The sequence below is a fragment of the Pseudomonas grandcourensis genome (genome assembly GCF_039909015.1).
In the GTDB taxonomy this organism is placed as follows: Bacteria; Pseudomonadota; Gammaproteobacteria; order Pseudomonadales; family Pseudomonadaceae; genus Aquipseudomonas; species Aquipseudomonas grandcourensis.
In genome coordinates this window covers 2,543,469-2,568,631 of the sequence record NZ_CP150919.1, presented here as the reverse complement: position 1 = coordinate 2,568,631, position 25,163 = coordinate 2,543,469, and the positions used below count along the sequence as shown (strand labels likewise).

At 62.4% G+C, this 25,163-nt stretch carries 21 protein-coding genes; 16 read left to right on the top strand and 5 right to left on the bottom strand.

The genetic code is table 11. From position 1 onward, the window contains the following. The 13 genes from AABM52_RS11535 to AABM52_RS11475 all read left to right on the top strand — a co-directional run bounded on the left by AABM52_RS11535 (position 1) and on the right by AABM52_RS11475 (position 13,927). Entirely contained in the window at positions 1-1,593 is a 1,593-nt protein-coding gene (locus AABM52_RS11535) for a Wzz/FepE/Etk N-terminal domain-containing protein (RefSeq protein ID WP_347911865.1), read from the top strand. Continuing rightward, positions 1,590-2,684 (top strand): glycosyltransferase family 4 protein, encoded by a 1,095-nt coding sequence (locus AABM52_RS11530; protein WP_347911864.1) that lies wholly within the window; start codon positions 1,590-1,592, stop codon positions 2,682-2,684. Before AABM52_RS11535 ends, AABM52_RS11530 begins: the two co-directional genes overlap by 4 nt. Next, positions 2,681-4,048 carry an O-antigen ligase family protein gene (locus AABM52_RS11525; RefSeq protein WP_347911863.1) on the top strand — a complete coding sequence of 456 codons (1,368 nt, stop codon included), beginning with the start codon at positions 2,681-2,683 and terminating at the stop codon, positions 4,046-4,048. Before AABM52_RS11530 ends, AABM52_RS11525 begins: the two co-directional genes overlap by 4 nt. Further along, positions 4,045-5,013, top strand: a complete 969-nt coding sequence (locus AABM52_RS11520; RefSeq protein ID WP_347911862.1) for a glycosyltransferase — start codon at positions 4,045-4,047, stop codon at positions 5,011-5,013. Before AABM52_RS11525 ends, AABM52_RS11520 begins: the two co-directional genes overlap by 4 nt. After that, a complete protein-coding gene (locus tag AABM52_RS11515; protein ID WP_347911861.1) occupies positions 5,006-6,142 on the top strand; it encodes a glycosyltransferase in 1,137 nt (378 codons plus the stop codon). Before AABM52_RS11520 ends, AABM52_RS11515 begins: the two co-directional genes overlap by 8 nt. A gap of 12 nt (positions 6,143-6,154) precedes the next feature. Next, positions 6,155-7,156 carry a polysaccharide deacetylase family protein gene (locus AABM52_RS11510; protein WP_347911860.1) on the top strand — a complete coding sequence of 334 codons (1,002 nt, stop codon included), beginning with the start codon at positions 6,155-6,157 and terminating at the stop codon, positions 7,154-7,156. Next, a complete protein-coding gene (locus tag AABM52_RS11505; protein WP_347911859.1) occupies positions 7,153-8,457 on the top strand; it encodes a lipopolysaccharide biosynthesis protein in 1,305 nt (434 codons plus the stop codon). Before AABM52_RS11510 ends, AABM52_RS11505 begins: the two co-directional genes overlap by 4 nt. Next, complete coding sequence (locus AABM52_RS11500; protein WP_347911858.1) at positions 8,454-10,373, top strand: hypothetical protein; 1,920 nt, start codon at positions 8,454-8,456, stop codon at positions 10,371-10,373. The genes AABM52_RS11505 and AABM52_RS11500 overlap by 4 nt, the downstream gene beginning before the upstream one ends. Before the next feature lie 88 nt (positions 10,374-10,461). Further along, complete coding sequence (locus AABM52_RS11495; protein WP_347911857.1) at positions 10,462-11,151, top strand: N-acetyltransferase; 690 nt, start codon at positions 10,462-10,464, stop codon at positions 11,149-11,151. 4 nt (positions 11,152-11,155) lie between these two features. Next, on the top strand, positions 11,156-12,373 hold the full coding sequence (locus AABM52_RS11490; protein ID WP_347911856.1) for a GNAT family N-acetyltransferase: 1,218 nt from the start codon (positions 11,156-11,158) through the stop codon (positions 12,371-12,373). Continuing rightward, on the top strand, positions 12,345-13,139 hold the full coding sequence (locus AABM52_RS11485) for a ChbG/HpnK family deacetylase (protein ID WP_347911855.1): 795 nt from the start codon (positions 12,345-12,347) through the stop codon (positions 13,137-13,139). The genes AABM52_RS11490 and AABM52_RS11485 overlap by 29 nt, the downstream gene beginning before the upstream one ends. A 183-nt stretch (positions 13,140-13,322) precedes the next feature. After that, positions 13,323-13,616 (top strand): type II toxin-antitoxin system RelE/ParE family toxin, encoded by a 294-nt coding sequence (locus AABM52_RS11480; RefSeq protein ID WP_347911853.1) that lies wholly within the window; start codon positions 13,323-13,325, stop codon positions 13,614-13,616. Positions 13,617-13,618: 2 nt separating this feature from the next. Continuing rightward, entirely contained in the window at positions 13,619-13,927 is a 309-nt protein-coding gene (locus AABM52_RS11475; protein WP_007973802.1) for an addiction module antidote protein, read from the top strand. Between the two features lie 14 nt (positions 13,928-13,941). Here the strand turns inward: AABM52_RS11475 and AABM52_RS11470 are convergent, their stop codons facing one another. Next, positions 13,942-14,754 (bottom strand): class I SAM-dependent methyltransferase, encoded by an 813-nt coding sequence (locus tag AABM52_RS11470; protein WP_347911852.1) that lies wholly within the window; start codon positions 14,752-14,754, stop codon positions 13,942-13,944. Positions 14,755-14,926: 172 nt separating this feature from the next. On the opposite strand from AABM52_RS11470, the gene AABM52_RS11465 reads away from it, so the two are divergent. Beyond that, a complete protein-coding gene (locus AABM52_RS11465) occupies positions 14,927-15,307 on the top strand; it encodes a hypothetical protein (protein WP_347911851.1) in 381 nt (126 codons plus the stop codon). Here AABM52_RS11465 and AABM52_RS11460 read toward each other — a convergent pair whose 3' ends face one another. The 4 genes from AABM52_RS11460 to AABM52_RS11445 form a co-directional block, all read right to left on the bottom strand. Then, positions 15,308-16,741 carry a sigma-54 dependent transcriptional regulator gene (locus tag AABM52_RS11460; protein ID WP_347911850.1) on the bottom strand — a complete coding sequence of 478 codons (1,434 nt, stop codon included), beginning with the start codon at positions 16,739-16,741 and terminating at the stop codon, positions 15,308-15,310. Continuing rightward, positions 16,710-18,203, bottom strand: a complete 1,494-nt coding sequence (locus tag AABM52_RS11455) for an ATP-binding protein (protein ID WP_347911849.1) — start codon at positions 18,201-18,203, stop codon at positions 16,710-16,712. Before AABM52_RS11455 ends, AABM52_RS11460 begins: the two co-directional genes overlap by 32 nt. 101 nt (positions 18,204-18,304) lie before the next feature. Continuing rightward, positions 18,305-19,420 (bottom strand): SCO family protein, encoded by a 1,116-nt coding sequence (locus AABM52_RS11450; RefSeq protein WP_347911848.1) that lies wholly within the window; start codon positions 19,418-19,420, stop codon positions 18,305-18,307. 185 nt (positions 19,421-19,605) lie between these two features. Then, positions 19,606-21,051 (bottom strand): HAMP domain-containing sensor histidine kinase, encoded by a 1,446-nt coding sequence (locus AABM52_RS11445; RefSeq protein WP_347911847.1) that lies wholly within the window; start codon positions 21,049-21,051, stop codon positions 19,606-19,608. Positions 21,052-21,331: 280 nt separating this feature from the next. Here AABM52_RS11445 and AABM52_RS11440 point away from each other — a divergent pair, with 280 nt between their 5' ends. Both AABM52_RS11440 and AABM52_RS11435 read left to right on the top strand, forming a co-directional pair. Further along, positions 21,332-22,678, top strand: coding sequence for a hypothetical protein (locus AABM52_RS11440; RefSeq protein ID WP_347911846.1), 1,347 nt, complete (start codon positions 21,332-21,334; stop codon positions 22,676-22,678). 35 nt (positions 22,679-22,713) lie between these two features. Then, positions 22,714-24,963, top strand: a complete 2,250-nt coding sequence (locus tag AABM52_RS11435; RefSeq protein WP_347911845.1) for an Ig-like domain-containing protein — start codon at positions 22,714-22,716, stop codon at positions 24,961-24,963. The last annotated feature ends 200 nt before the right edge of the window (positions 24,964-25,163 follow it).

Here is a 25,163-nt window from a genome sequence, read left to right as displayed (position 1 = left end):
ATGAATCCAAAGGAAAACTACCTGCATGAGTTCTTCAGGATTTTCTTCGCCAACAAGCAGTTGGTGAAGCGAGTCTTCCTGGTCTTTGCAGTGATCGCCGTGGTCTTGCCGCTGATGCTCAAGCAGAGCTTCGATATCACCGCCCAGGTGATCGTGCAGTCCAAGAAACTTTCCCAGGGGGATGCCACCAGCACCCTCAATCAGGAAAACGCGTCCTTCATTCCGCCGTCGCTGGCGGACATGGAGACCGAGAGCAATATCCTGCGATCGCCGGCCTTGATCCGCCAGACCATCGGCCAGTTGCGTGAAAAGGGCGAGTACACACCGCCCGTGGGCGTCTTCAGCAAACTGGTGATGCAGCCGATCAAACGGTTTGTGACCAATCCGATTCGCGAACACGTGGTCAACCCGGTTCGCAGCCTGCTCGGGCTGCAAACCGATCCGGTGCGCGACACCCTGCTCGATACCCTCACCCAGGAAGCGTCCGACGCCCTTAAGGTCGAAACCTTGCCGGGCTCCAACGTGATCTCGATCGTCTACAGCTTCCCTGACCCGGCCCAAGGCACCCAATTCGTCGCCGCACTGCTGCAGAACTACCTGGTCAGCCGCCAGGAAATGCAATCGATCGACCTGCCGCAGAGCTTCTACGAAACAAAAAAGTTGCAATATCAGGTGCGTCTCGACGGCCTGGAAGCTAATCGTCTGGCCTTGCTCGAAAGCATCGGTTCGTCCGACCCCAAGGAAGAAATCACCTTCCGCCTCAACGCGATCAACACCGAGGAGCAAGCGCTCAACCTCTACCAGGACCGCCTGCTGCAAAGCCAGCGCTGGCTCGACTACCTGAAAACCAACCTGGCCACCGCCAACAGCGCCCGGTTCAACGACTACACCTTCCCCTACACCTTCACCACCACGGTCGACAACGTCGCTTTCGAAGACCGCGAGATCAAGCAACTGGGTGAGCAACTGACGACCCTGGTCGGCCGCTACATGAGCGACCTGTCGATCTTTCAACCCGGCAGTGAGCCGATGCTGCTGGCACGTGAGCAAATCACCCGGACCCGTGGGCAATTCCTGAAAATTGTCAGCAACCGGATCCAGGAGCGCACCAGCGACCTGGAAACGATCAGCTCGGTCATCGGCCAGAAAACCGCGCGCATTGCCGAGTTCAAGAACCGCATCCATCAGTTGCAGGAAACCCAGAGCAAGCTGCGCCAGATGGACACCGAGATCGACGCGCTGCACGCGGCGTTCTCCACTTACGCCCAGCGCTTCGCCGAAAGCGGCACGGCGCGCGCGCTGGACAACGACCTGTCCAACGCACGGGTGCTCAGCCCACCGTTCGAGCCGACCGAAGCGGCGTTCCCCAAGCCGTTGCTGATCATTCCGTTCGGCCTGTTCACCGGCTTGCTGCTGGCGATTGCCCTGGTCTACGTGCGTGAGTTCTTCGACCACCGCTTCAAGCACCCAGGGCAAATCACCCATGAACTGGGCTTGCCGGTGCTGCTGGTGATCAACGACCAAAGCACCCAGCCGAACAATCCGCACAAGAACTGGAGCGTTCCGGCCCTCGTGCATTGGGTGCGCAATTGAACGCGCCGCTCGGCACCACCCGTGACCTGCCGATCATTCATTTGCTCAGCAGCGGCGGCTTCTATGGGGCCGAGCGGATGCTGCTGGATCATTGCCTGGCGACGCCGGGGCAGCACCTGGTGCTGTTTCTCGATGCGCCGCCAGAACTGATCGCGCGTTTTCGCCAGGCCGGCGTGGATTGCCTCGGTTGTGCAGGCCTGGGCGCATTGCTGGGGCACTTGCGCCAGCGACGGGACCTGCGGCCATTGATCAATACGCACAACTTCAAGGGCCTGCTGTTCGGCTGGGTCGGCGCCACGCTGCTGCGCCTGCCACTGGTGATCACCCAACACGGCTTCACCCCGCGCAGTCGCAAGCAGAAGTTCTACACCTGGCTGAGCCTGCAACTGTGCCGCACGGCCTCGGTGAACCGGGTGGTGTGTGTCGCCGAAAGCATTGCCGCGCTGCACCGCCAGGCCAATGTACGCACGGACAAACTGCAGGTGATCCCCAACGGTTTGCCGGCGGCCAACGACCTGCTGCCGCACAGCGGCGCACATCAACGCTGGCTGGCCGGCTACGTCGGACGCTTGAGCAGTGAAAAAGGCCCTGACCTGTTTCTCGATGCCCTGATCCCCTTGTGTCGGCAGTACCCGCAACTGGATGCGGTGATGCTCGGCGACGGGCCGGAGCGCGAATGCCTGCAGGCACGGATCGACGAGGCCGGTTTGCAGTCGCGGATCACACTGCCGGGCTACCAGACCGACATGGTTGCCTGGTGGCGGCAACTCGATGCCTTGGTGATCAGCTCGCGCACCGAAGGCACGCCGATGATTCTGCTCGAAGCGATGCAGGCCGGGGTGCCGGTGGTGGCCTTCGGCGTCGGCGGGATTCCCGATGTCTTGCAGGACCGCCACAACGGCCTGCTCGCCGCGCCCACCGACAGCGCCGCCCTCGCCCGCCAGATCGGCGCGCTGCTGGGTGACCCGGACATGGCCGGCGAGTTGATCGACAACGCAAAACGTACGCAACGGGATCGCTACGACCTCAAGGCCCTGGCCGAACGCTGGTCGCAGCTTTATATCCGCACTGCACGGGAGGCACGCGCGTGATCTTTCCGCTCTCGATCGTCAGTTTGCTCGGCCTGGTCTGCCTCGGTTTGCTGGCCAGCCCCTATCCGTATCTGGCGCCGGGCGCGGTGCTGGGCCTGGTGGGTGTCGCGGTGCTGTACCGCAAGCCCGCCTGGGGCCTGCTGGGCATTGTCGCCATCCTGCCGTTCGAGGGTCTGTTCAAGGACAACGCGCTGTCGGGCTCCAAGTTCCTCGGGGCCTCGCTGGCGCTGATCCTGATGCTGCAACTGGCGATCCACCAGATACCGCCCGACCGCCTGCGCAGCAATATCTGGCGTTTGCTGGTCGGGTTCATGTTGCTGTACCTGCTGAGCCTGTTGAACACCGACGACATGGGCATCTCCCTGGGCCACCTGCGCGAATTGAGCGTCGGCCTGATTCTGTTTGTCATCACCCTGCTGGTGGGGCGTGAGTTGAACCTCGACATGTTCGCCCGGCTGGTTGCCATCAGTGTGGCGGTGACCTGCGCCATGGCCATGTTCTCCGTCAAATACCAGGACGAGGGACGCGCCTCCGGCTTGCTCAAGGACCCGAACGTCTTTGCCCTGCTGATCGCCTTCGCCGTCCCCATGGCGTTGTTGCTGGTGGTGCGCAGCCATAACCTGTTGCACCGGTTGTTCTGGGGGGCCTGCACCCTCCTGTTGCTGGGCGGCATGACCAAGACCGAATCCCGTTCAGGGTTGGTGGTGCTGTTCCTCAGCCTGTTGATCGGCGCATGGCATTACCGTGCGCAGTTGCCACGCATTCGTCCGCGCCACTTGGGCTTTGCCATGCTCGGCCTGGCGATTGTGATTCCGCTGGGGCTCTATGCGATGCCGGCCGGTTACGTGGAGCGCATCCAGTCGCTGAGCATCCTGAGTTCCGGGGCCAAGAGCCAGGACGCGTCCCTGGGCCGTCGCGCCTCCTACATTGTGGTCGGCAGCGCCATGATCGCCGAGAACCCCTTGCTCGGCACCGGCCCCGGCACGTTCCCGCTGCACTACGCCACCACCGGTTATGCCAAGGTCTTTTCCATCACCGGCAAGACCGAGGACCTGTACCGTCGCGCCCACAACACCTACCTGGAGATCTTCAGTGAGCTGGGGATTCCCGCCGGCCTGATGTTCGTCGGCATGCTGGCCCTGGGGTTGTACAACCTGATGCGCGCCCGCCGCGCCTGGCTGTTGCGAGGGGACTTCGCACAGGCCGATGTGATGACCCACCTGGGCATGAGTTTTCTGTCGTTGACGCTGTTCCTGATGTTCCTCAGCGCGCCGAACCACAAGTACCTGTGGATCATGCTCGCGCTGACCTGCGTGCTGCGCATGAAAGCCGAAGAAGCCTCGCCAAAGGAGGCCAAGGCATGAACCGCATCAGTATCATCATCCCGATGTACAACGAGGCCCGGCACATCGCCCGGACTCTGCAGGCGGCACAGCATGCCGCCGATGCGGCCAACATCGAATGCGAGTTGATCGTGGTCGACAACGGCTCCGACGACCAGGGACCGCAGATTGCCCGGCAGTTCGACGCCCAGGTCCTGGTGCTGCCCGGGCTGCTCATCGGCGCCTTGCGCAATCGCGGAGCGGCGATCGCCAGCGGTGAATGGCTGGCCTTCATCGATGCTGACATCGAGGTGCCCGAGAACTGGCTCAAGTTGCTGTTCGACCTGGAGGCTGGCGGCCAGGCCGATGTCATCGGCCTTGACCTGCACACCCCGACCCTAGCGCCGTGGTACGCCGATGCCTGGCAACGCCGCACTTTGCGCCCTGATACGCAGCCGTTGCATGTTGCGCAATGGCTGCCCAGCTCCAACCTGCTGATGCGCCGTAGCTGGTTCGACAAGGTCGGTGGATTCAATGAACAACTGCGCACCGGCGAGGACAAGGAGCTGACCATGCGCCTGGTCGACGCGGGCGCCAAGCTGCTCGCGGTCAACCAAAGTGTGGCGCTGCATTGGGGCTACGAAGGCAGTTGGCGGGAATGGATGGGCAAGGAGTTGTGGCGCCAGGGCAGTCATCTGCAATTGCTCCGCACCCATGGTCCGAGCCTGCGGTTGCTGCGCTTTCCGCTGCTGTCGATTGGCGCCTGGGTGGTCGATTTCATGGCCATTTCCGCCCTGCTCGACGGCTTCCCCCACCATGGGGCGCTGATGCTGTTGCTGACCGTCCTGCCCGCCCTGGCGCTGAGCCTGCGCCAGAGCGCCAGGCACCACGATACGCTCCTGACCCTGCAACTCTGGGGCCTGCACTGGGTGCGCCTGCACCTGGCGGGCGCCGGGGTCATCCTCAGCCTTTGTCATTGGAATGCCAGGAGGCCCGCCCGTGGCTGAATTCATTTTCTGGTCGTGCCTGTTGCTACCGGTTTACGCCTACCTCGGCTATCCCCTGTTACTGACGTTGCTGGCGCCTTTTTACCCGGCACCGCGCCATGGACCGGCACAACCGATGGACGTGAGCATCGTGATTGCCGCACACAACGAAGCGCGGCATATCGAAGAAAAACTGCGCACCGTGCTGGCCCAGGATTATCAGGCCCGCACGCTGCACATCATCCTCGCCAGCGACGGCTCGACCGACGACACCGTGGCCTGTGCACGCAAGGTCAATGACCCGCGCATCACCGTGCTCGACCTGCCCCGCCAGGGCAAGGCGGCGACGCTCAATGCCGGGGTCGCGAGCAGCAGCGGCGAGGTCCTGGTGTTCACCGACGCCGACAACCAATGGTCCACCGACACCCTTGGCCATTTGCTCGCGCCGCTCAACGAACCGCAGGTCGGTGGCTGCGCCGGGCACATGGTGATCCCGGTGACCGGCAAGGGCTTGAGCGTGGGCGACAGCCTGTATCGGCACTACGAGGGTTGGCTGCGCTACGTGGAAAACCGAACCGGCTGCATGGTCTCCGCCGACGGCGCATTGCTTGCCTTGCGTCGCGAGTTGTTCCAGAACGTGCCGGCGGAGGTCAACGACGATTTCTTCATCAGCACCTGCGCGCCGGTGGCGTTCAAAAAAATTGTCTACGTGCCCCAGGCCCAGGTGATCGACCAGGGCGTGGACGAAGCCGCCAAGCAGTTCCGCCGTCGTCAGCGTGTCACGGTGGGTGGCCTGCAAAGCCTGGCCCAGCGCCGGGAGCTGCTCAATCCGCTGACCCACGGCCTGTATGCGCTTGCCTTGATCAGCCACAAGCTGATCCGGCGGCTGGCGCCGATCCTGTTGCTGCCGTTGCTGCTGAGCAATTTCTGGCTGTGGGAGGATCACGGCTTCTATCGCCTGAGCCTGATCGCGCAACTGCTCGGCTACACGGTGGCCATTGCCGGCCTGCTGGATTCGCAACACCGCTTGCCCAAACCCTTTCGCCTCGCCGCCTTCCTTCTGGTGACCCTTGCCGGAATGAGCATCGGCCTGTGGCAGTTCCTGCGCGGCCAGCGTTATGCCCAATGGAACCCTGAGCAAAATCGATGAGAGGCGCGTGCCATGGCGATCAAGCAATTGTTAAAACGCACCAGTGGCTGGCTGTACCTCAACTCCCCGGTGGGGCGCAATCAACTGCACGGCGCCGGGGTGATCCTGATGCTGCACCGAGTGCTGGCCAGCGACCAGGCCGCCGAACTGCCCCATCGCAATGAACTGTGCGTCGGGCCCAAGGCCTTTGAACATCTGCTGGCGTGGTTGAAAAAACACTTCGACTGCGTGCCGCTGATGGACATTCTGCAACCGGGTGCGCTGCGCCCGCGGCGGCCGAAAGTGGCGCTGACCTTCGACGATGGCTGGCGCGACAACGCGGTGAATGCCTTCCCGTTGCTGCAAAAACACCAGGTGCCGGCGAGCATCTTTCTGTCCACCGATTTCATCGGTAGCCGCCAGCGCTTCTGGTGGGAAAGCATCGGCGAAACCCTGTGGAACAGCCATGGCGAACAGGCACGCCAGCAACTGATCGAATGCTTGCAGCAACTTGGGCGTCCGTTGCCGGCACTGTGCGGAAACCCGGATGAACAGCGCCGCAGCCTGGCCTTGCTGAACTTTTTGCAGAGCCTGAAAACCCTGTCGCCCCTGGACCTCAATCGCCTCACCGACGCCTGCCCTCAAGAGTCATTGCCCCAGGCGCTGGACTGGCAGCAAGTGCGCAACCTGGAAGCGTCCGGCCTGGTGCGCTTCGGTCCCCACGGCGCCAGCCACGCCATCCTCACCGGTCTCGACGATCAACACCTGGACGAAGAACTGAGCCGCAGTCGCGACGCGCTGCGCCACGGCTGCAACCGGCCGTTGCCGGTTTACTGCTACCCCAATGGCGACAACGATGCGCGGGTGCGCCAACGGGTGGCCAGGCATGACTTCCCGTTTGCCCTGGGCACCGGCACCGGGATTTATCGAGGGGCCGAAGATCCACTGGCGCTGCCGCGCTTCGGCGTCAGCCAGCGTACCGCGCGCAATCCCGAGTTGTTGTCCTGGCGCATCTACCGTGGGGCACGTCCATGAGCCGCAGCCACTACCTCAAGCACCTGGCCCTGAGCATGGGCACCAAACTGGCGATGATCGCCCTGCGCTTGCTGCGCAACGTGTTGCTGGCGCGGATTCTCGGCCCCAGCGAGCGGGGTTTGTTTGCCTTGCTCAGCACCCTGCCCGACCTGATCAGCGCTGCCACCAGTGGTGGCCTGAATTCGGCGGTGGGCTATCAGGCGGCCAAGCAACGGCCGATGGGCTTGCTGCTCAGCCAGGTGCTGGTGTTCGGTTGCCTGCTGGCGGCATTGCTGACCTTGCTGGTGGTGGCGCTGACCCGCGAATTCGGCAGTGAACTGGACATCACCACGCAATTGGGCCTGCTCGCCTGGCTGTTATTGATGGCGGTGCCGCTGACGGTGCTCAAGAGTGGTTTGCTGACCCTGCACAACGCTTCCGGTGGCGTGGTTGCCTTCAACGCCTTGCGCCTGATCGAGTCGCTGGCACCGCTGCTGTTGTTCCTCGCGCTTTTCTGGATGTGGAAAAGCGCAGCCCTGGAGGCGGCGCTGATCAGTTGGCTGGCGGGCATCAGCCTGGTGGTGCTGGTCGGTTGGGTGTGGCTCAAGCGCAATCAACCGCTGACCCTGCAATGGGACCGCGCCGGCCAGAACGAACTGCTGCGCTTCAGCGCCCGCAGTCATCCAGACCTGCTGTTCCAGCAAGTGATCCTGCGCTCGGACTACCTGTTCATCGGCGCCCTGCTCGGCAGTACCGCGCTGGGTCATTACGCGATGGCCAGTGCCGCCGCCGAGTTGCTGCTGATCGTCCCGGAAGCGGTGACCACGCCGTTGATGAAACGCCTGCTGCAACAGGAAGAAGGCATCGACAAAGTCACGCCACTGGCCTTGCGCCTGACGGCCACGGTGATGCTCGGCGCCTGCCTGAGCATGGCGCTGATCGGTGAATGGCTGATCGTCACCCTGTTCGGCGTGGCCTACCAACCGGCCTATCCGGCGCTGCTCGCGCTGCTGCCGGGCCTGCTCGGGCTGTGCTACGCGAGCATCCTGCGCCTGGACTTGCTGGGCAAGGATCGGCCCGGTTCGATTTCCCTGTTGATGGGCCTCGGTGCCTTGCTCAACCTGGCGCTGAACCTGGTGCTGATCCCGGCCTACGGCATCGTCGGCGCGGCGGCGGCCTCGTCCATCGCCTACCTGGCGGTGACGGTCGCCCTGCTGGTGATGTATTGCCGCCTGAGCAAGGTCCCGTTCTGGCAGACCCTGATCATCCTGCCCAGCGACATCGCCCCGATGCTGTTGGTCCTGCAACGGAAGTCGGCATGAAGTACTTCGCGCTGCTGGTGAGCCTTGGCTTGAGCGTGGACGCCTGTGCCGGGCCGATGCGCTGGGCCGATATCCGCGACGGCAGCCTGTACCTGCAAACCGATCGTCCCGATACCGTGACGGTGCAATGGGTGCCGGCGTGGCAGGCCGGTGCCAACGAAGAACACCTGTATCTGCTCGATGGCCAGGGCAGGCTCCAGGGCGAACGGGCGATCGCCGCCGCCGAAATCCAAGGCACCCAGCATTGGCCGTTGGCACCGGGCACCAGCAGTTATCGCCTGGAGATTCCGGGCTACAGCTTCCGCCGCTACCGCGTAGAACACGACGAGCGCACCGTGGCGCTGTTCGCACCGGCCAAGGTGCATTTCAGCGCGGAAACCCGTGACGGCGACGAGCTGTATTTCAAGGTCGCGGCCGGGGAACACGCGGTGCTCGCCGGCAAGTTCCACGACGGCGTCAGCACCCTGCAGGCCCAGCGCGTGGGTGACGGCAAGCAACTGACGCTGGCCCTCAAGCCCTACCGTGCCTACTGGCAGTTCGACAAAGCCGAGCTGCCGGTCGCCAGCAGCGATCAGGTCTGGCGCCTGCGTCTGCAAGGCAGCGGCAAAGCGGCGTTCTGGCTCGACGGCACAGCCAATCTGTTCGCGCAGAATCCGCAACAGCTCAAGCCCCTGCGCGAAGACGACGGCCAGACCCGCTTGACCTTGGACAAGGAGCTGCTCGGCAACACGCCGAACCTGGGCATCGCCCTGCCCTACGTGATGCCACCGCCCTCCAGTTTTGCCGTGCTCGATGCGCTCAAACCCCAGGCAGCGACCTACTACAGCTTCGTCGACATCATGGCCACGCAGCCGCACTACGAGGACGCTTTCCGCAGCCTGTACCAGGACCGCTTCGGCATCACCCAGGACATCACGCTGTTGGCCGGCAGCCAGCGCCAGGCCGAACTGCGCGCCGACAGCACCAGCAATGGCGGCCTCGATGCCTGGCTGGCCGCGACCCGCGCCTTGGGTGGCAAGGGCACGCACTACATCGGTTTCGCTGACGAACCGAACCTCAACTACCCGGACTACGCCAGTTTCCAGACCGTGTTCAACAGCATGGCCCGGCAGGTGCGCAGCAACCCCGACAACGCCAGGGCCGGCGTGCGCATTGCCATTCCGGCCAGCTCGCGCTTTATCAACGGCCCGCTGGCTGAGCACGCCACCGAGCGGCGCGGCATCGATTGGGCGCGGCGCTTGCTCAAAGACTCCGGCGACCAGATTGACGCCCTGGCCTGGCACGAATGGATGATCCGCGACCTGCTCGCGACCCGTGTCTATCGCGATAGCGTGCGCCGTGCCGCCGACCTGGTGGGGCTCGACGCCCAGGGTCGGCCGCGCAAGGCCTTGCTGCTCGACCAGACCAACATGTCCAGCGGCGCCAGCCTCAGCCCTTACGATCAGGAAACCCACTACGCCTCGTTGTGGTGGGCCTCGGTGGTGATCAATTCGTCCCAGGACGGCCTGCTCGACATGCTCGGCTGGTTCCAGGCCGCGGACGAACCCGAGTACCCCAAAGGCATGCTGCGGGTGCTTGGCGATAATGATTTCGAACTCAAGCCCGTCGGCCTGGCCCAGCAATTCATCCAGCAACACTGGCTGCACAAGGTGGTGCGCCTGGACAACGACGCCTTCGAAGTCGATGTGCTGGCCATGGCCGACGACCTCAAGCGCACGTTGCTGGGGGTGAACAAGGGCACGCGTTTGCAGCGTGTCGACCTCAACGGCGCGGCCTGCCCGTTGGCCAAGGGCTCCCTGCGTTATTTCGGCGCCGACAACCGCAGCCGCGACGCCCCCTTCAACTGCCGGGACGGTCACGTGAGCTTCGAGCTGCCTGGGCAAACCCTGTTCGCCCTCAGCTGGATCGCCCCATGACCGCCCCCTCTTGTGCCTGGCCGCGTCGGCATTTCGCCGCACGCGGGAATCACTCCACTCGCGGGCAATCCCGTCAGGAGCCAACAACATGAGTGCAATGCAAAAACTCAGCGAACACATCAGACAAAAAGGCCTGAGCGCCACCTTGAAAAAAGCCTGGAAGCACTACGTGTTTTCCCACCAGGAACTGCTGTGGATGGAGCGAGACCTGGTCAGCCCGGTGCCACCGCACAAACTCAAGCCCTACCCGCCGCTGCGGGTCGTCAGCATCACCCCGCAAAATGCCGTGGCCTTCACCCGCCACTTCGGTGACCGGGTCGAGACCATGGCCGAACTGGCCCGGGAGGGTTACACCGGGCAAATGCACCTGGACGACAAGGGGGACGCGGTGGCGTTCATCTGGGGTGCCGCGCGCAACTATCTCGACAAGCACTACTACGGTTGCTGGTTCCCGGTGAAGCCGGGGGAATTCTTCGAGTTCGGTGGCGAACTGGCCAGGGCCTACTGGGGTACCAAACTGTCGATGGACCTGCAAACCGAGCTGTGGAAAGCCATGCACGCCCAAGGCTGCAACAAGGTGGTGGACGTGTGCGAGTGGCACAACATCCCGGCGCTCAAGCTGCATATACGCACCGGCTACAGCGAACAGGGACGCATCACGAACGTCTACGAACTGTTTGGCCGCTGGCGCTTGTTCCGCGATACACGCTACACCGGCTCGCGCCTGGACACCTTGCGCAAACCGGTGCGTGAACCTGTCACTGCCGAGGCGACGTGATCCCATGAGCGCACGATTCGAATGGCGCACGTCGCTGTGCACCCACGACTTTCCGGCAGCGGCTTACGAAGCGTTGCGCCAGCGTGTCACGGACCACACGCCGTTCAACACCCTGGCCTGGCTTTACGCATCGGAATTGGCGCTCAAGCCCGGCGAGCAGTTGCACGTACTGCTCGGCTGGCAGGGTGACGAACTGGCGCTGTGCCTCCCGCTGGTGGCGTCCGTGGAGCGCTTTGCGCGTTTGCCGTTTCGGGTCCTGCATCATCTGGGCTATCCCCTCGCCGACCGCCTCGCGCTGTTGACGAGGCTGGATGGCGACAATCTACGCGACGCGCTAAGGCAGATCCGGCAACACCTGCCCCATGCCGTGCTGCAACTCAACGAACTGGCCGGTTCCACGGCCCAGGCTCAGGCCCTGGCGCCGTGGCAGGCACACAGTTCGACCGCCGAACAACGCCTCAGCTGTCGGGTGCCGGTGCACCTGATCAGCGAGGCCGACCATCAGGAAGTCTGCGGCGACCCACGCTACAAACTGCGCCGCGCACGCAAACGCATCGCCGCCTGTGGTGCCCAGGTGCGGCGGATTACCCCCGACGCCCTGACCATGGGGCCGCTGTTGCAGGAAATCAGCGAAGTCGAAGCGGTGAGCTGGAAAGGCGATGAAGGGGTCGGGATTTTTGCCGATGCGCGCCATCGCCAGTGGATGGACCGCGCCTTCACCGCCCTGGCAGCCCGAGGCCTGGTGCGCGTGGTGGTGCTGGAACTGGAGGGACGCTGCATCAGCTATCGCCTCGGCTTGCTGGAACAGGGCCGACTGTACGACTACAACCTGGCGTTCCTGCCGCAATATGCCGACCTGGGCAGCGGCCGGGTGCTGCTCGAAGAGTGGATTCGCTGGGGCCTGGAAGACCACTGGCAGTGGATCGATGCGTCACGGGTCAGCCTGGAAAACTCCAGCCATCAACTGCATGAACGCATGACCGGACAACTGGAACACTGGCGCTGGAGTTTCTACTCCTGGCGGCCAAACGGTCTGGTGCTGGGGCTGGCCTTGCGGGTCTGGCAACGCTTCAAACCCCGATTGCAGCAATGGCGCGCCCGGCGCGCGGCGGCCGCAGTCTCCACCCCGGCGCCCGTCGCGACCCCTGCGGTCAAAGCACCTGCGCCTACGGAAAAACTCAAGGAGGGTGAACATGCCTCGGCAAGTGATAGTCAACGCTGACGACTTTGGCCTCAGTGCCTGCGAAAACGCAGTGATCCTGGGTGCGTTCCAGGCCGGACTCATCAGTTCCGCCACCGCCATGGCCAACATGCCGGCGTTCGAAGCGGCCTGCCTCCTGGCCCGGCATCCGTTGCTCGAAGGCCGCATCGGCCTGCACTTCAACCTGACCTATGGCCGTCCGTTGAGCCCAGGCATTGCGCAACGCCCGACCTTTTGCGACAGCGCCGGCGGGTTCGACCTCAACCTGTCCCGCACCCGCCTCTGGCTCGGGCGCCGGGATCGCCACGCCGTGCTCGAAGAACTCGAAGCCCAGTGGCAGCGCTGCCTGGACAACGGCCTGCGCCCCAGTCACCTGGACTCCCATCAACACGTGCACAACATCTGGCCGATCGGCGAGATCGTCGCGCGCTTCGCCGCCCGCCAGGGGGTGCCGGTGCGCTTGGCGCGCAACCTGGGGCAAAACCTAAGCCTGCCCAAGCGCGTGTTCAAGGACCTGCTCAACCGTCGCCTGAGCAACCTGGCCGGTGCCACCGCCGACTACGTGTGCACCCCAGTGGATCTGCGCAACGCCGAACCGCCACCCGACGGACTGCTGGAAATCGTCGCCCACCCGAACCAGCTCGGCGCCGACTTCGGCGATGCCTACCTGGAACCGGGAGAGTCCTTGAGTGCACTGTTGGAACAGCGCTTGCCGGGTGTGCCGCGAGTGGCCTATGCCGCCGCTCGCGATTCCATGCCTCACCGGGCGCAGACGGTTCTGGAGTAACACCATCCCCCCTGTAGGAGCGAGCCTGCTCGCTCCTACATTGGATTGTTGTCGTATGCAAGACCGAGTACGACACCGAACACCTGCTCGCGATAGGGTCGCCTACAACTTCCTCAGAAAAAAACCACCTGATCGCGGAAATGTCTGACTGCTCACCCGTATCCACTTGGATACATTAGAGCAATGAATTATCTTATCCAGCAAACCACCACTTTCGCAGCATGGCACGCCTCAGTTCGCGATTTGCGGGCCAAGCTAGCTATAGCTCGTCGCATTGACCGTGCATCTGCGGGTAATCTCGGCGATAACAAACCGGTCGGTGATGGAGTTTCTGAAATGCGCGTGGACGTTGGTGCCGGATACCGGGTTTACTTCACGATGCGAGGTGGTGTCGTCATTGTCCTGCTGGCCGGTGGTGACAAATCAACTCAAAACGCCGATATCAAACGCGCAAAAAAAATGGCAAAGGAGGTTTAACCATGAGCCAGACTTTGACGAATTTCGACATGGCGGCCCTGCTCGACAGTGATGAAGCCATTAGCGAGTACCTGTCTCAGGTACTGGCAGACGGTGACAATGAGGAGTTTCTTCGCGCTATCGGCTATGTGGTTAAAGCCCGTGGTATGACACAGATTGCCAAAGACTCGGGAATGGGTCGCGAAAGCCTCTACAAAGCCTTCGCCCCGGGAGCAAAACCACGTTTCGATACAGTCCTGAAGGTCATTCATGCCTTGGGCATAGATCTCTGCGCGCAGCCAGGGCACACCGTCAATCACTCAAATCTCTAATTAGACTCTCCACGTTACGTTGCGGGCTTCACCACCACCCACGTAAAACACAACGGCATCTGCGCTGCCTGCTGTTGATAGCGGTCATAGAGTTCTTCGCGGTTGGAGTGTGGGTATTCCCTGAAGTGACGGATCTGCAGCCCTGCTGCAATGGCCGCGCTGAATAGGTCGCCCAGGGTGTGGACGAACCAGTAAGACGGCGCGGCCGGTTGTTCGATCCTGCCTTCGTAGACGATCGGTTCGTGCTGCACGAACGGTTCGCGGCGGAAGTATGAGCTGGCCGGGTGAAAAGGATCGGCTGCCTCGGGGTCGAACATTTCCAGGAACGGGTGGGTTTCGTACACCACCAGCGCCCCACCCGGCTTCAGCGTACTCGCCACATGGCGGAAGAATTCGCCGATGTCCGGCATCCAGTTCAAGACCCCTATGGTGATCAGCGCCAGGTCAAAGCGCTCCTGCAATTGAGCAGGTAAGTGGTGGATGTCCGCTTCGATGAATTGCGGCGCGTGGGGCGAGCGGGACGCCAGTTCCCGTGCCTGCCCGAGAAAGGCTTCAGACTGGTCGACACCCACCACGCTGCGCGCCCCCAGGGCGAACAGCGACAGGCTTTCACGACCGTTGTTGCAGCCCAGTTGCACCACGTCCTTGCCATCGACTCCTGTCTGGGTCAGCAAAGCGGTCAGGGTGTCGTCCAGGCAGGAGAAATCCGCTTGGGCCACGCCCTTCAACAAGGCTTGCCATTCGCTGGAGTCCTTGTGGTGACGGGCGGAGTCATTCCAGGCCTCGCGGTTGCTGGCGATGGCTTGTTCTTTTGTCGGCAGTTCCATTGCACGCTCCAGGGTTTAGGTCGTCGATTTAACCGGCCGGAGTCTAGATCAACGCCATCCTGGCAGATGTTGCGAACTTGTAATCCGCGCAGCACCGACGGCTGTCCACGACGGCAGCTATAGTTAATACCCTTGGGGAGAATGTGGTTAAACCGATCCAGCAGGTGTTGCCATGAAAAAGACCGACCTGACGCTGTTGCTTGCCCTCTGCCTTGGCGCCTCCGCTGTCGCCCACGCCGACGACATGCCAAACACCACCAACTACAGCAGCGAATTCAACTATTACGGCGCCGACCAACCCTTCGCGCACCCCGCCCCCCCGTCCATGAACATCATCCCGCCGGGCTCGTACATCCCGACCGCCCCCGGGGATTTCATCCCGGTTTCCAGCGAGCACGTGTTCTCGGACTCGCGCCTGCCCACGGTGGCCGACGCCACGGTTCGGGTGTTTATCCGCTCCTACGATCCGGAGCGTGGCGTCTACGTGAACCAGGAAGTCGAAAATTCCGGTTGCATGATGTCCTGCCTGACGCAGGGCCCGGTGTTGCAGTGATTACCACTGACGTTTGTCCGGACGGGCGAGGCCGAGTTTTTCGATCCGGTAGCGCAACATGTCACGGCTCAGACCCAGCAAGCGTGCCGATTTGGTGACGTTCCAGTCGGTCTTGTCGAGCATCTTGCGCACCATGTCGCGCTCCACTTCCGGCAGGTTCATGGAATCGCTGCCATTGAAGGACGCCCGCTGTTCGCTGAAATGTGGCGGCTCGTGATGAAACATCGGTGGCTCATCCATCAGGCTCAGGCAGACGTTCAACTGATGGACGGCGATGGTGTCGCTTTGTGCCAGCAACACGGTTTGCTCCAGCATGTTGCGCAATTCGCGCACGTTGCCCGGCCAGCTGTAGCTGAGCAGCAAATCTTCGGCCTGGTCGCTGAAATGCAGGTTCGGCTTGCCGTAGCGTTTGCCATGTAGCGCCAGGAAGTGCCGGGCCAGCAGCAGGATATCGGCGCCACGGGCATACAGGCGCGGCACCTTGATGGAAATGATGCGCAGGCGGAAGAACAGGTCGCGGCGGAACTTGCCTTGCTGGACCATCTGTTCGAGATTGCAGTTGGTGGCGCTGATCACCCGCAGATCGACCTTGCGCTCCTTCACCGAACCGACCCGGCGAATGGTCCGGTCTTCCAGCAGTTTCAGCAGCTTGGCTTGCAGCAGCAGGTCCATTTCACCGATTTCATCGAGGAACAGCGTGCCGCCATCGGCCGCTTCCACCAGCCCCATGCGACGTTCCTTGGCGTCGGTGAAGGCGCCCTTCTCGTGGCCGAACAGTTCCGATTCCACCAGATTGGACGGGATCGAAGCACAGTTGAATTCAATGAACGGGCCTTTGGCGCGCGGGCCGTCGAAGTGCAAGGCCCTGGCCACCAACTCTTTGCCGGTACCCGTCTCGCCTTCCACCAGCACCGGCGGCAGGTCGCTGTTGGCCATGCGCCGCTCGGCGTCGAGCAACTGGGTGATGGTGCCTTTGAGGTACGCCATCGGCGCCGACTCGCCAATCAGTGCCTGCACCCCCGACTTCTGGGCCTCACGCTCCTGGTAAAACGACAGCGTGCGCTCCATGCGGTCGGTGGCCAGGGCCTTGTCCAGCAGCAGCTTGAGCTCTGGCAGGGCCACCGGTTTGGTGACGTAGTGAAAGGCGCCCTCTTTCATCGCCACCACGGCATCTTCGACATTGCCGTAGCCGGTCATCATGATCACTTTCAGATCCGGCGCGCTGATGCGCAGCTTCTGGATCAGGTCGTGACCACTCATGCCCGGCAACGAGTTGTCGGTCAGCACCACGTCAGGCGCGAACGAACCCAATTGCTCCAGTGCATCTTCAGCCGAGTGGCAGACGGTCACCTCGAAGTCCTTGCGCTCCAGGTAAGTCTGAATATTCTCGGCGAGGATTTCGTCATCCTCGACCAGCAGAATGCTGTGCTCCATATTCCCCTCCCGTTGCCACTTTGAAATTGAGACAAACACGGGTTCCTTCCTGCTCCCGGCTGGTCAGTTCGACCGAGCCGTCAAACCGCTCCATTATTCTTTTGACCAGTGCCAGGCCCACGCCCAACCCACCTTGCTTGGTGGTGAAAAACGGCTTGAAGACCATTTGCTGCTGTTGTTTGGACATGCCCTTGCCCGTGTCGGTCAATGTCATTCTCACGTCGCCGGACACCGAGGAGTCGACCTCGATCGTCAGCACGCCACCCTTGGGCATGGCTTCCAGTGCATTGGCAAACAGGCTATTGAGTATTTGCGTAAGCAGCACCTGCTGGCTGACGACCGGTGGCACGCTGACAGGGGAGAAACGCACTTCGACATCCGAACGCTTGATCAGGGACTCAAAGGCACTCAGGGTGTCTTCGAGGGCCAGCACCAGATCGACCGTTTCACAGTCGTCATTCATCGGCCGCAACGACACCAGCAGTTCACGAACCCAACGCGACATGCGGTCGACCTGACTGATGATGTCGCCGATGTTTTTCTGTGCGGTCTGGCTGGCAATGTCCTGGGCCAGTTCGGCGCTTGAACGGATATTGGCCAGCGGGTTGCGCAAGCTGTGGGCCACCGCCGAAGACATCTCGCCAAGGGCGACAAAAGTCTCGTTGGCGATCAATTGTTTCTGCTGGCTCTGCAACAGCGTCGCCGCGCGTCGCACGATCCAGAACAGCCCCAGGTAAATGGCCGCCCCGCCGATCAGCGTGGCCAGCCAGATCGCCTTGAAGCCACGCTGGATGCGCTCCACCAGATCCAGCGGCTCTTTATAGATTTCCACCATGGCAATCACTTTGCTGCGGTCGGCGTTGAACATCGGAATGTAGTTCTCGACGAACAGATACTCCGGGTCGCGCAGCAGGCGTTGCTCGGGACGCTGCTCATCGATTTCGTGGTAACTGGTGGACACCGGCGATTTCATTTCGAACGACTCGTCCAGCTCAAAGTCGCCTTCGATGCGCACGCCGATCAAATCGGAGTTGGTCGACCAGACCACGGTGCGGTCCAGGGCGTACACCGTCGCCAGCAGGATGTCCGGCAGGTGCCTCACATGGTCGAGAAACTCAACACGCGCAGCGGCCCGGGATGCGGGGTTGACGTCGGGGTCGGAATCGTCCATGCGCGGGTCCAGCATTTCACCCATGGTCCGGCCCGGGACAATGCCGGCATGCCGGATTTCGGCCTCGCCAATGGACTGGATGAACTGCGCGGTCAGCATTGAATCACGCTCGATACTTTCATCGACCACAAAGCGCGTGGAGATGTAACCCAGCCCCAATGCCACCACAGCGATGATCAGAAAGCTTGCCAGGGAGAACCAGCGCAGCAAATTGAACTGCGGTCGCCACCCCTTGCGTTGTGCTGCCGGGGCCTGCGGCGCAGCTACTTTTTGTTGTTCGAGTATCTGCATGGCTGTGTCCTGGGTGCTTGAAATCGAGCCTGTTCAGCCGCTTTCAGGATCAGTGTAGGTGGCATTGATAACCTTGACCGGCCCGCGTAATTTTTTTGACACTATTGCACCCGGGGTGACTCGGGTTGCGCGACCGAATGATGTCGTTCGGGCTCCTCGTTCCCACTGGCCAATGGCGCCACTGGCGGATGCTGACGGTCGGTTTCTTCTTTCAGGAAATCGATGAGGGACTGGGCGGAATGTGGATCCAGCCGCAAGTTGGGCATCGCGATCCTGTTGTAGCGCTCGAACAGTTCCATCGCAATCGGGTCCTTTTCCGCGAGCATGCGGTCAGGTTCGCGGATCCAGCGGTTGATCCAGGCCGGATCGCGCTGATAGGTCACGCCGATCAGGTCTGGGCCGATGCTGCGCAGGCCGATGCCCTGCCCGTCCAGCGGACCGAGGCTGTGGCAAGACGCGCAGCGGGTGCGAAACAGCTCTTCGCCATTGCTCGGCGGGCGGATTTCCGGTGCATCGACATAGCTTTCTTCCACACTGGGCTGTTTCCAGTTATGCAGGGTATTGGCCAGTTGGTCGGCCAGAATCCACGGGTTCTCGAACGGCGAGGCTTTCATCCAGCGGCCTGTTGCCTGGTTGCCGACGATCAGGCTCAGGTTATGGTCCTTGTTGCGCCCGTTATCGACGCCTTCGATGAACAGCCCCAGCTTTTTGCGCAGGTCGGTGACTTCGGCGAACTCCCCGGTGAGGAATTTCCACCCGGGCCCGACCTGGAAGCGTTGCGCATAGGCCTTGAGCACCTCGGGGGTATCACTCAAGGGGTCGATGCTGATGGAGTAGAAGAAGATGTCCTTGCCGACCCGATCCCCCAGCAGTTTCTGCACCTGGCGCAGACGCGCGGTTTCCAGGGGGCAGGAGTCGCTGCACGAGGTGAAGATGAAGTTGATCACCACCACCTTGTCTTTGATCAGGTCATCGAAAAAATGCAGCGGCTGTCCGTCCTGGTCGGTCAGCGGGGTGTTGGGGAAATAGTCGGCACCCCACGGGGTGACGGCTTCAACGACCGCGGGTTCACCAGTGGGTGCCGGAGCAGGTTCGGGCGTCGACGTCGGCTGGCTGGCGACCAGCACCTGGCTGGCCAGCAAGCCGGTCACCAGCATCAGCACCAGGTGCATGCCCAAGGCTCGTGAGCGCGGTGTATGCATCTCTTTATTTTCCATCACCAGCCGCCTCGATGTGGTGAAGGGGGTGACGGTGGTTTTGCAAGGACCTCGCCAATCATGTGTTCTTTTTATAAAGACGTACTAAAGCTCGACAAAACAATGATTTATCAAAATCAATGTGCGATGACCGAGGAGATGACCGGGGATTGATCCCCAATGTTGGGGGTAGTCCATCCCCGTTTTCAGGGAGCCAGAACAAACGAAAGGTGCACAGTGGTGCCCTCGCCTTCACTGCTATCAAGGGCCACCGCGCCGCCAAATCGCTCCATGATCCGCTTGACCAGCACCAGCCCGACGCCCAGCCCGCCCTGCTTGGTGGTGAAGAACGGCCGGAAGGCCATGGTGCGCTGTTCATCGTTCATGCCTTTGCCGGTATCGCTCACCCTCACACTGACGCGCTGGGCATCGCGCGGTTCGATCCGGATGGTCAGCGTGCCGCCGCCGTCCATGGCTTCCACCGCATTTGACAGCAGGCTGTTGAGGATCTGGGTCAGTTGCACGTGCTGGCTCAGCACCATGGGCGTCTGGTCCGGCTCGAACACCACGTTGACCTTGGCCTTGCCGATCTGGTGCTCGTAAGCCATCAGGCTGTCATGCAGGGCCGCCACCAGGTTCACAGGTTCCGCCTCGTCATTGAGCGGTCGCAGGGACTGGAGCAACTCCCGTACCCATGTCGACATGCGATCGACCTGACCAATGATGTCGTTGATGTTCCTGTGTGCCGGGCCGCTGTCGAACTCTATCGCCAGCTCGGCGCTTGAACGAATGTTCGCCAGCGGATTGCGCAGGCTGTGGGCAACCGCCGAGGACACCTCCCCCAGCGCCACAAAGGTTTCGTTGGTGATCAATTGCTTCTGCTGCATCGCCAGCAGGATCGCCGCTCGCCGCACGATCCAGTACAGCCCCAGGTAAATCAGACCGCCGCCCAGGGCGGTCGCCAGCCAGATCAGCACCAGGCCGCGCTCCATGCGGTTGATCAGGTCCTGCGGTTCCTTGTAGATCTCGACCATCGCCGTGACGGTGCTGCCATCGGCGTCGAACAGGGGAATGTAGTTTTCGATGAAGGCGTATTTGGGTGGCTCCAGGAACTTCTGCTCCATGCGGGTTTTGTCCACACCGTGGTAACTGGTCGACACCGAAGTCCTGGCGTTGAATGCCCGCTCGAGGTCTTCATCGGCATGGACCGTGATGCCCATCAAGGCCGGGTTGGTCGACCAGATCACCATGCGGTCGGGGGCATAGATGTTGACCAGGATCACGTCCGGCAAGTTTTCGATATGGTCGAGGAATTCACCACGGACACTGGCACGGGACAGCGGGTCGATGTCGGGAAAGTCCTTGTCTTTTCGTGGGTCGAGCAACTCGCCCATGGTCCTGACGTTGGGAATCGACACATGGCGCACCTCGGCCGAGGCGATCGCCTGAATGAATTGTGAGGTCAGGAGCGCATCGCGCTGCACGCTTTCGGTAATCACGAACCGCGTGGATACCGCCCCCAGCGCCACCGCCACCGTGCCGATCACCGCCATGCTGACGAGTGAAAACCAGCGCAGCAGATTGAACGGCTCCTTGCGCGTGTTCAAGCGAACTTCGCTGTCGGTCGCAAGTACTTTGGCGATTGTGTTCATGGACACCGTTCCCGGAAACCCCCTATAGGTTTATAGCCCAGCCATGGCCGATTGCCCGAACCTGGGGGCTGCGATACCCCACCCGCCCCGCGGCCCCGTCACCCCCAAAGTTGGGGACAGTTGCCCGTTCCATATCGTCCCGGTGTTCCGCCGGCGATTGCACCAACACCTTTACTGCGGGCCTCTCACGGGCGTTTTCGCCGATTGGTATGGAAGTTGCCGAACACCCAAGCCAACTGGCCCACCCCAAGGGGCAAGTACTTCGACAGAGGGAATACTCATGCACCCGTTACTGTGCAAAACCGCGACCGCCCTGGTTGTGACCGCTCTAGCACAAGGTATTGCCCAGGCCGCGCTATTTGCCGTAGACCCCGGACCCTACCTGCCAGCCAATGGCAATTTCGCCGCCTGGTATCAAGACAGCCACGGCCGAACCCTTGACCTGTGTTTATCGAAGGCTGTCAGTTCCAGAGTTGCCAGCGCGCCGGGCGCCCCGACTTACATGTGCTCGCTGATCCCTAATCCCGGCATTTTCGATGACACCCAACCGTTGGTCTTCCCGACCAATTTCCCCGACGAAGCGTTCTGGGCAACAGGCGAAACGACCATCGTCGATGCCGCCCGAGGCATCGACCTGACCTATGTCTCGGCGCTCGAAGCAGCCTTCAGTGGTGGGGATCCACTGGAGGGCGACCAGATCAGCTTCGCCCGTATCCGTGTTCGCATCGACGTGCCAACCGCCGGCACTTATGTCATCACCCACCCCTACGGCGTCGAAGTGTTCAACGTCGACACCCCCGGCCGGCGGGCGATCAACATGACCCGGGACATTGGCATCGGTGCGCCAAAAACCTACAACGGCGCGCTCAAGGGCGACGTCGGGCCGTTTCTGCGCAGCGTCAGCGGCCCCTACACCGAGACCAACCCGAGCACTGGCCAGGCCGAACAGTTCGTTGGCGACCCGAACCTCTCCGAAGCCGTCACCGGCAGCCCGTTCAACACCAACTACGTGCGCATCGAAGGCCCCAACGGCCTGGACTTGCGCACCAACCTCTTCGCCGTATCCGGCAAGTTGTCGAAGGTGGTCCGGCCGACCCCGGTGATCGCCGAGCGCAGCACCTACTCGCGACAGGCCGGCACCAGCGCCCCGGTGGCCCAACAGGACGTGTTCGTGTTGGCCCCGCCGCCACCGGCCACCGTGATCCTGGGCAGCAACAACCCGGTGCTGAACTTCACCGAGGCGAACACTACCGGCCACTGGTATGCGCAGTCGCCGAACAATCCGACGCTGCCGAGCACCTTGCAGGTGACCGCCGACAACCACCTGGCCATCGCCAGCAGCACACCGACCACCTTGCCCATGCCGCTGACCGACCTGGTGACGATCTCACGCGCCGAGTACAGCCTGAGCACCGGGCAAATCACCATCGTGGCCTCGACCAGCGATGAAACGTCGCCACCGGTGCTCACCGCCACCTCCGGCACCGGTATCGCCATCGGCGCCCTGAGTGGTGACGGCGCCGTGAAAAGCCTGGCCACCGGCATCTCGCCGATTCCGCCAGCCCAGGTTCGTGTGTCGTCCTCCAATGGCGGCAGCGATACCGAAGAAGTGGTCATCGTGCAATGAACGCCCACATGCCCGGATCCTCATCAGGAGGCATCATGAACAAATGGCCACGCCTGGCGCTCAACGCCCTGGGACTGACTCTATCGCTGACCGGCAGTGCTTTGGCACAACTCGCCGCCGTCGATCCCGGACCTTACACCTTTGCCACCGGGAAATTCCCGATCTGGTATCAGGACAAGAATCAACTGTCGATGGAGCTGTGCCAGTCACGCGCCGCCAGTTCGCGGGTGGCCGCCAGCGTGCCACCGGCCTACATGTGCACCCTGCTGCCGACACCGGGCATTTTCGACGACACCCTGCCGATGGTGTTCCCGGATAACTGGCCGGACGAAGCCTTCTGGTTCCTTGCCGAGACCAGCATCCCCAACAACACCGCCGGCTATGGCATGGACGCCTATGTCGCCGGGATCGAGGCTGCATTTGCCGGTGGCAACCCGCTCGATGGCGACCAGATCAGCTTCGCGCGGATTCGTATGCGGGTGAACATTCCTACTGCCGGGACCTACACCATTACCCACCCCTATGGCGTGGAAACGGTCAACGTCACCACCCCCGGCCGTCGCGCGATCAACATCACCCGGGACGTCGGCATCGGTGCGCCGGGGGTTTTCAGCGGTGCGGTCAACGGTGCGATCGGGCCGTTCCTGCGTAGCGTCAACGGCCCCTACACCGAGGTGAACCCGGACACCGGCGCCGTCGAAACCTTCGTTGGCGACCCCAACCTCACCGAAGCCGTGACCGGCAGCCCCAACAACACCAACTTCGTGCGCATCCAGGGTCCGGCCGGAACCCTCCAGACCAACCTCTTCACCCTGTCCGGCAAGGTGCTCGACAACCGCGCGCAAACCGCGGTGGACCTGACCCGAGCCACCTACCGCCGCATAGCCGGCACGGGCGGCGCCACCACCCGGGTCGAAGTGTTTGCCAAAGCCGCCAACGGTTCGACCCTGTGCTTTCGCGAAAGCATCGCCCTGGTCCCCGGCCCGCCTGTGTCGCCTTGCCAGACCAACATGGTGAGCGACAACAACGGCGTGTTCTTCGCCCAGCATCTGCTGGCCAACGCAACGGTGCCGCCGGTCGTGGTGGTTACCGCCACCAACCCCGCCGGGACCACCCGCCCGACCGCGGTGTCGAGCAAGCTCTCGGACGTGGTGAAAATCCAGACCGCCCGTTACAGCTGGAGCAACCACAGCCTGCTGATCGAGGCCACCTCCACGGACGAAGTGGTGGTACCGGACATGGTCGCCCAGGGTTACGGACGGCTGTCGAAAACCGGAATCCTGCAACGCCTGACGGTGGCTGACCTGTCCCAACCCCCTGCAACCGTGACGGTCAAATCCGCCGCCGGCGGCAGCGACACCGAACCCGTGGTGGTCGTGGGCACGGCGCCGGACACCGGTGCGAACCAGGCACCGATCTCCGTCGCCGATACCGGCAGCACCAGCTTCGGCGTGCCGATCACCCTCAACCTGCTGGCCAACGACAGGGATCCGGACGGCAATACGCCGTTGAGCATTACCGCGCTGACCCAACCGGCCACCGGCCAGGGCCGCGTGGCATTGAGCGGCACTACGGCAGTGGTCTACACCCCTCCCGCTGTCGTCAACGCACCGCTGACCACGACCTTCACCTACAAGGCCCAAGACATCAAAGGGCTGGCCTCCACGACAGCGGCAACCGTGACCATTACCGTGGCGCCTAACCGGCCTCCGGTGGCAGTCGCCGATGCCGTCACGACACTGGGTGTGGCGATTCCAATCAACGTGCTGGCCAACGACACCGACCCAGAAGGCAATGTGCCACTCGCGGTCGCCAGCTTCACTCAGCCACCGGCAAATCGCGGCACCGTCAGCAGTAACGGCACGGTGCTCACCTATACCCCACCGGCCACCTTCACCACGGCCTTCACCACGACCTTCACCTATATCGCCCGGGACAGCTTCGGCGCCCAGTCGACATCGCCGGCCACGGTCACGGTGCAGGTCTCGCCAAGGCCTGCCGCAGAAACCTTCGCAGTGACCACCGCAACGGTGAGTGCCCGTTCCAATAACCGATTCACCTGGGACTTTGCCGGCACATCATCGGTGACCACCGGCAACACCATCACCATCAAGGTCACCACGCCGACCGGTCTGGTCACCCTGGGCACCACCACCGTACCGGGGAACGGTCGCTGGCGGTTGACGGTGAACAACACCACCACGGTCGTACCGTCGGCGAACCCGACCGCCACGATCACCTCGTCCCAAGGTTCCGTGCGGACAGTGCCGGTGATCGCCAACTGAGCCCGCGCCCCATTAGCCACGTTGGTTGATGGGGCAGGCTTCAACCCTAAGGAAAACCGCGGCCTCAGGTGGGGGGGCCGCGTTTTTTTTGCCGGGGGCATTGATGGAAGCAATCCAGCGGTGGTCTGACTACCATCACTGGAGCAGTGCCCAACCAAGCTCAATCCAATGGGCTGGGACTGTTTTGTTACCTATGTGAG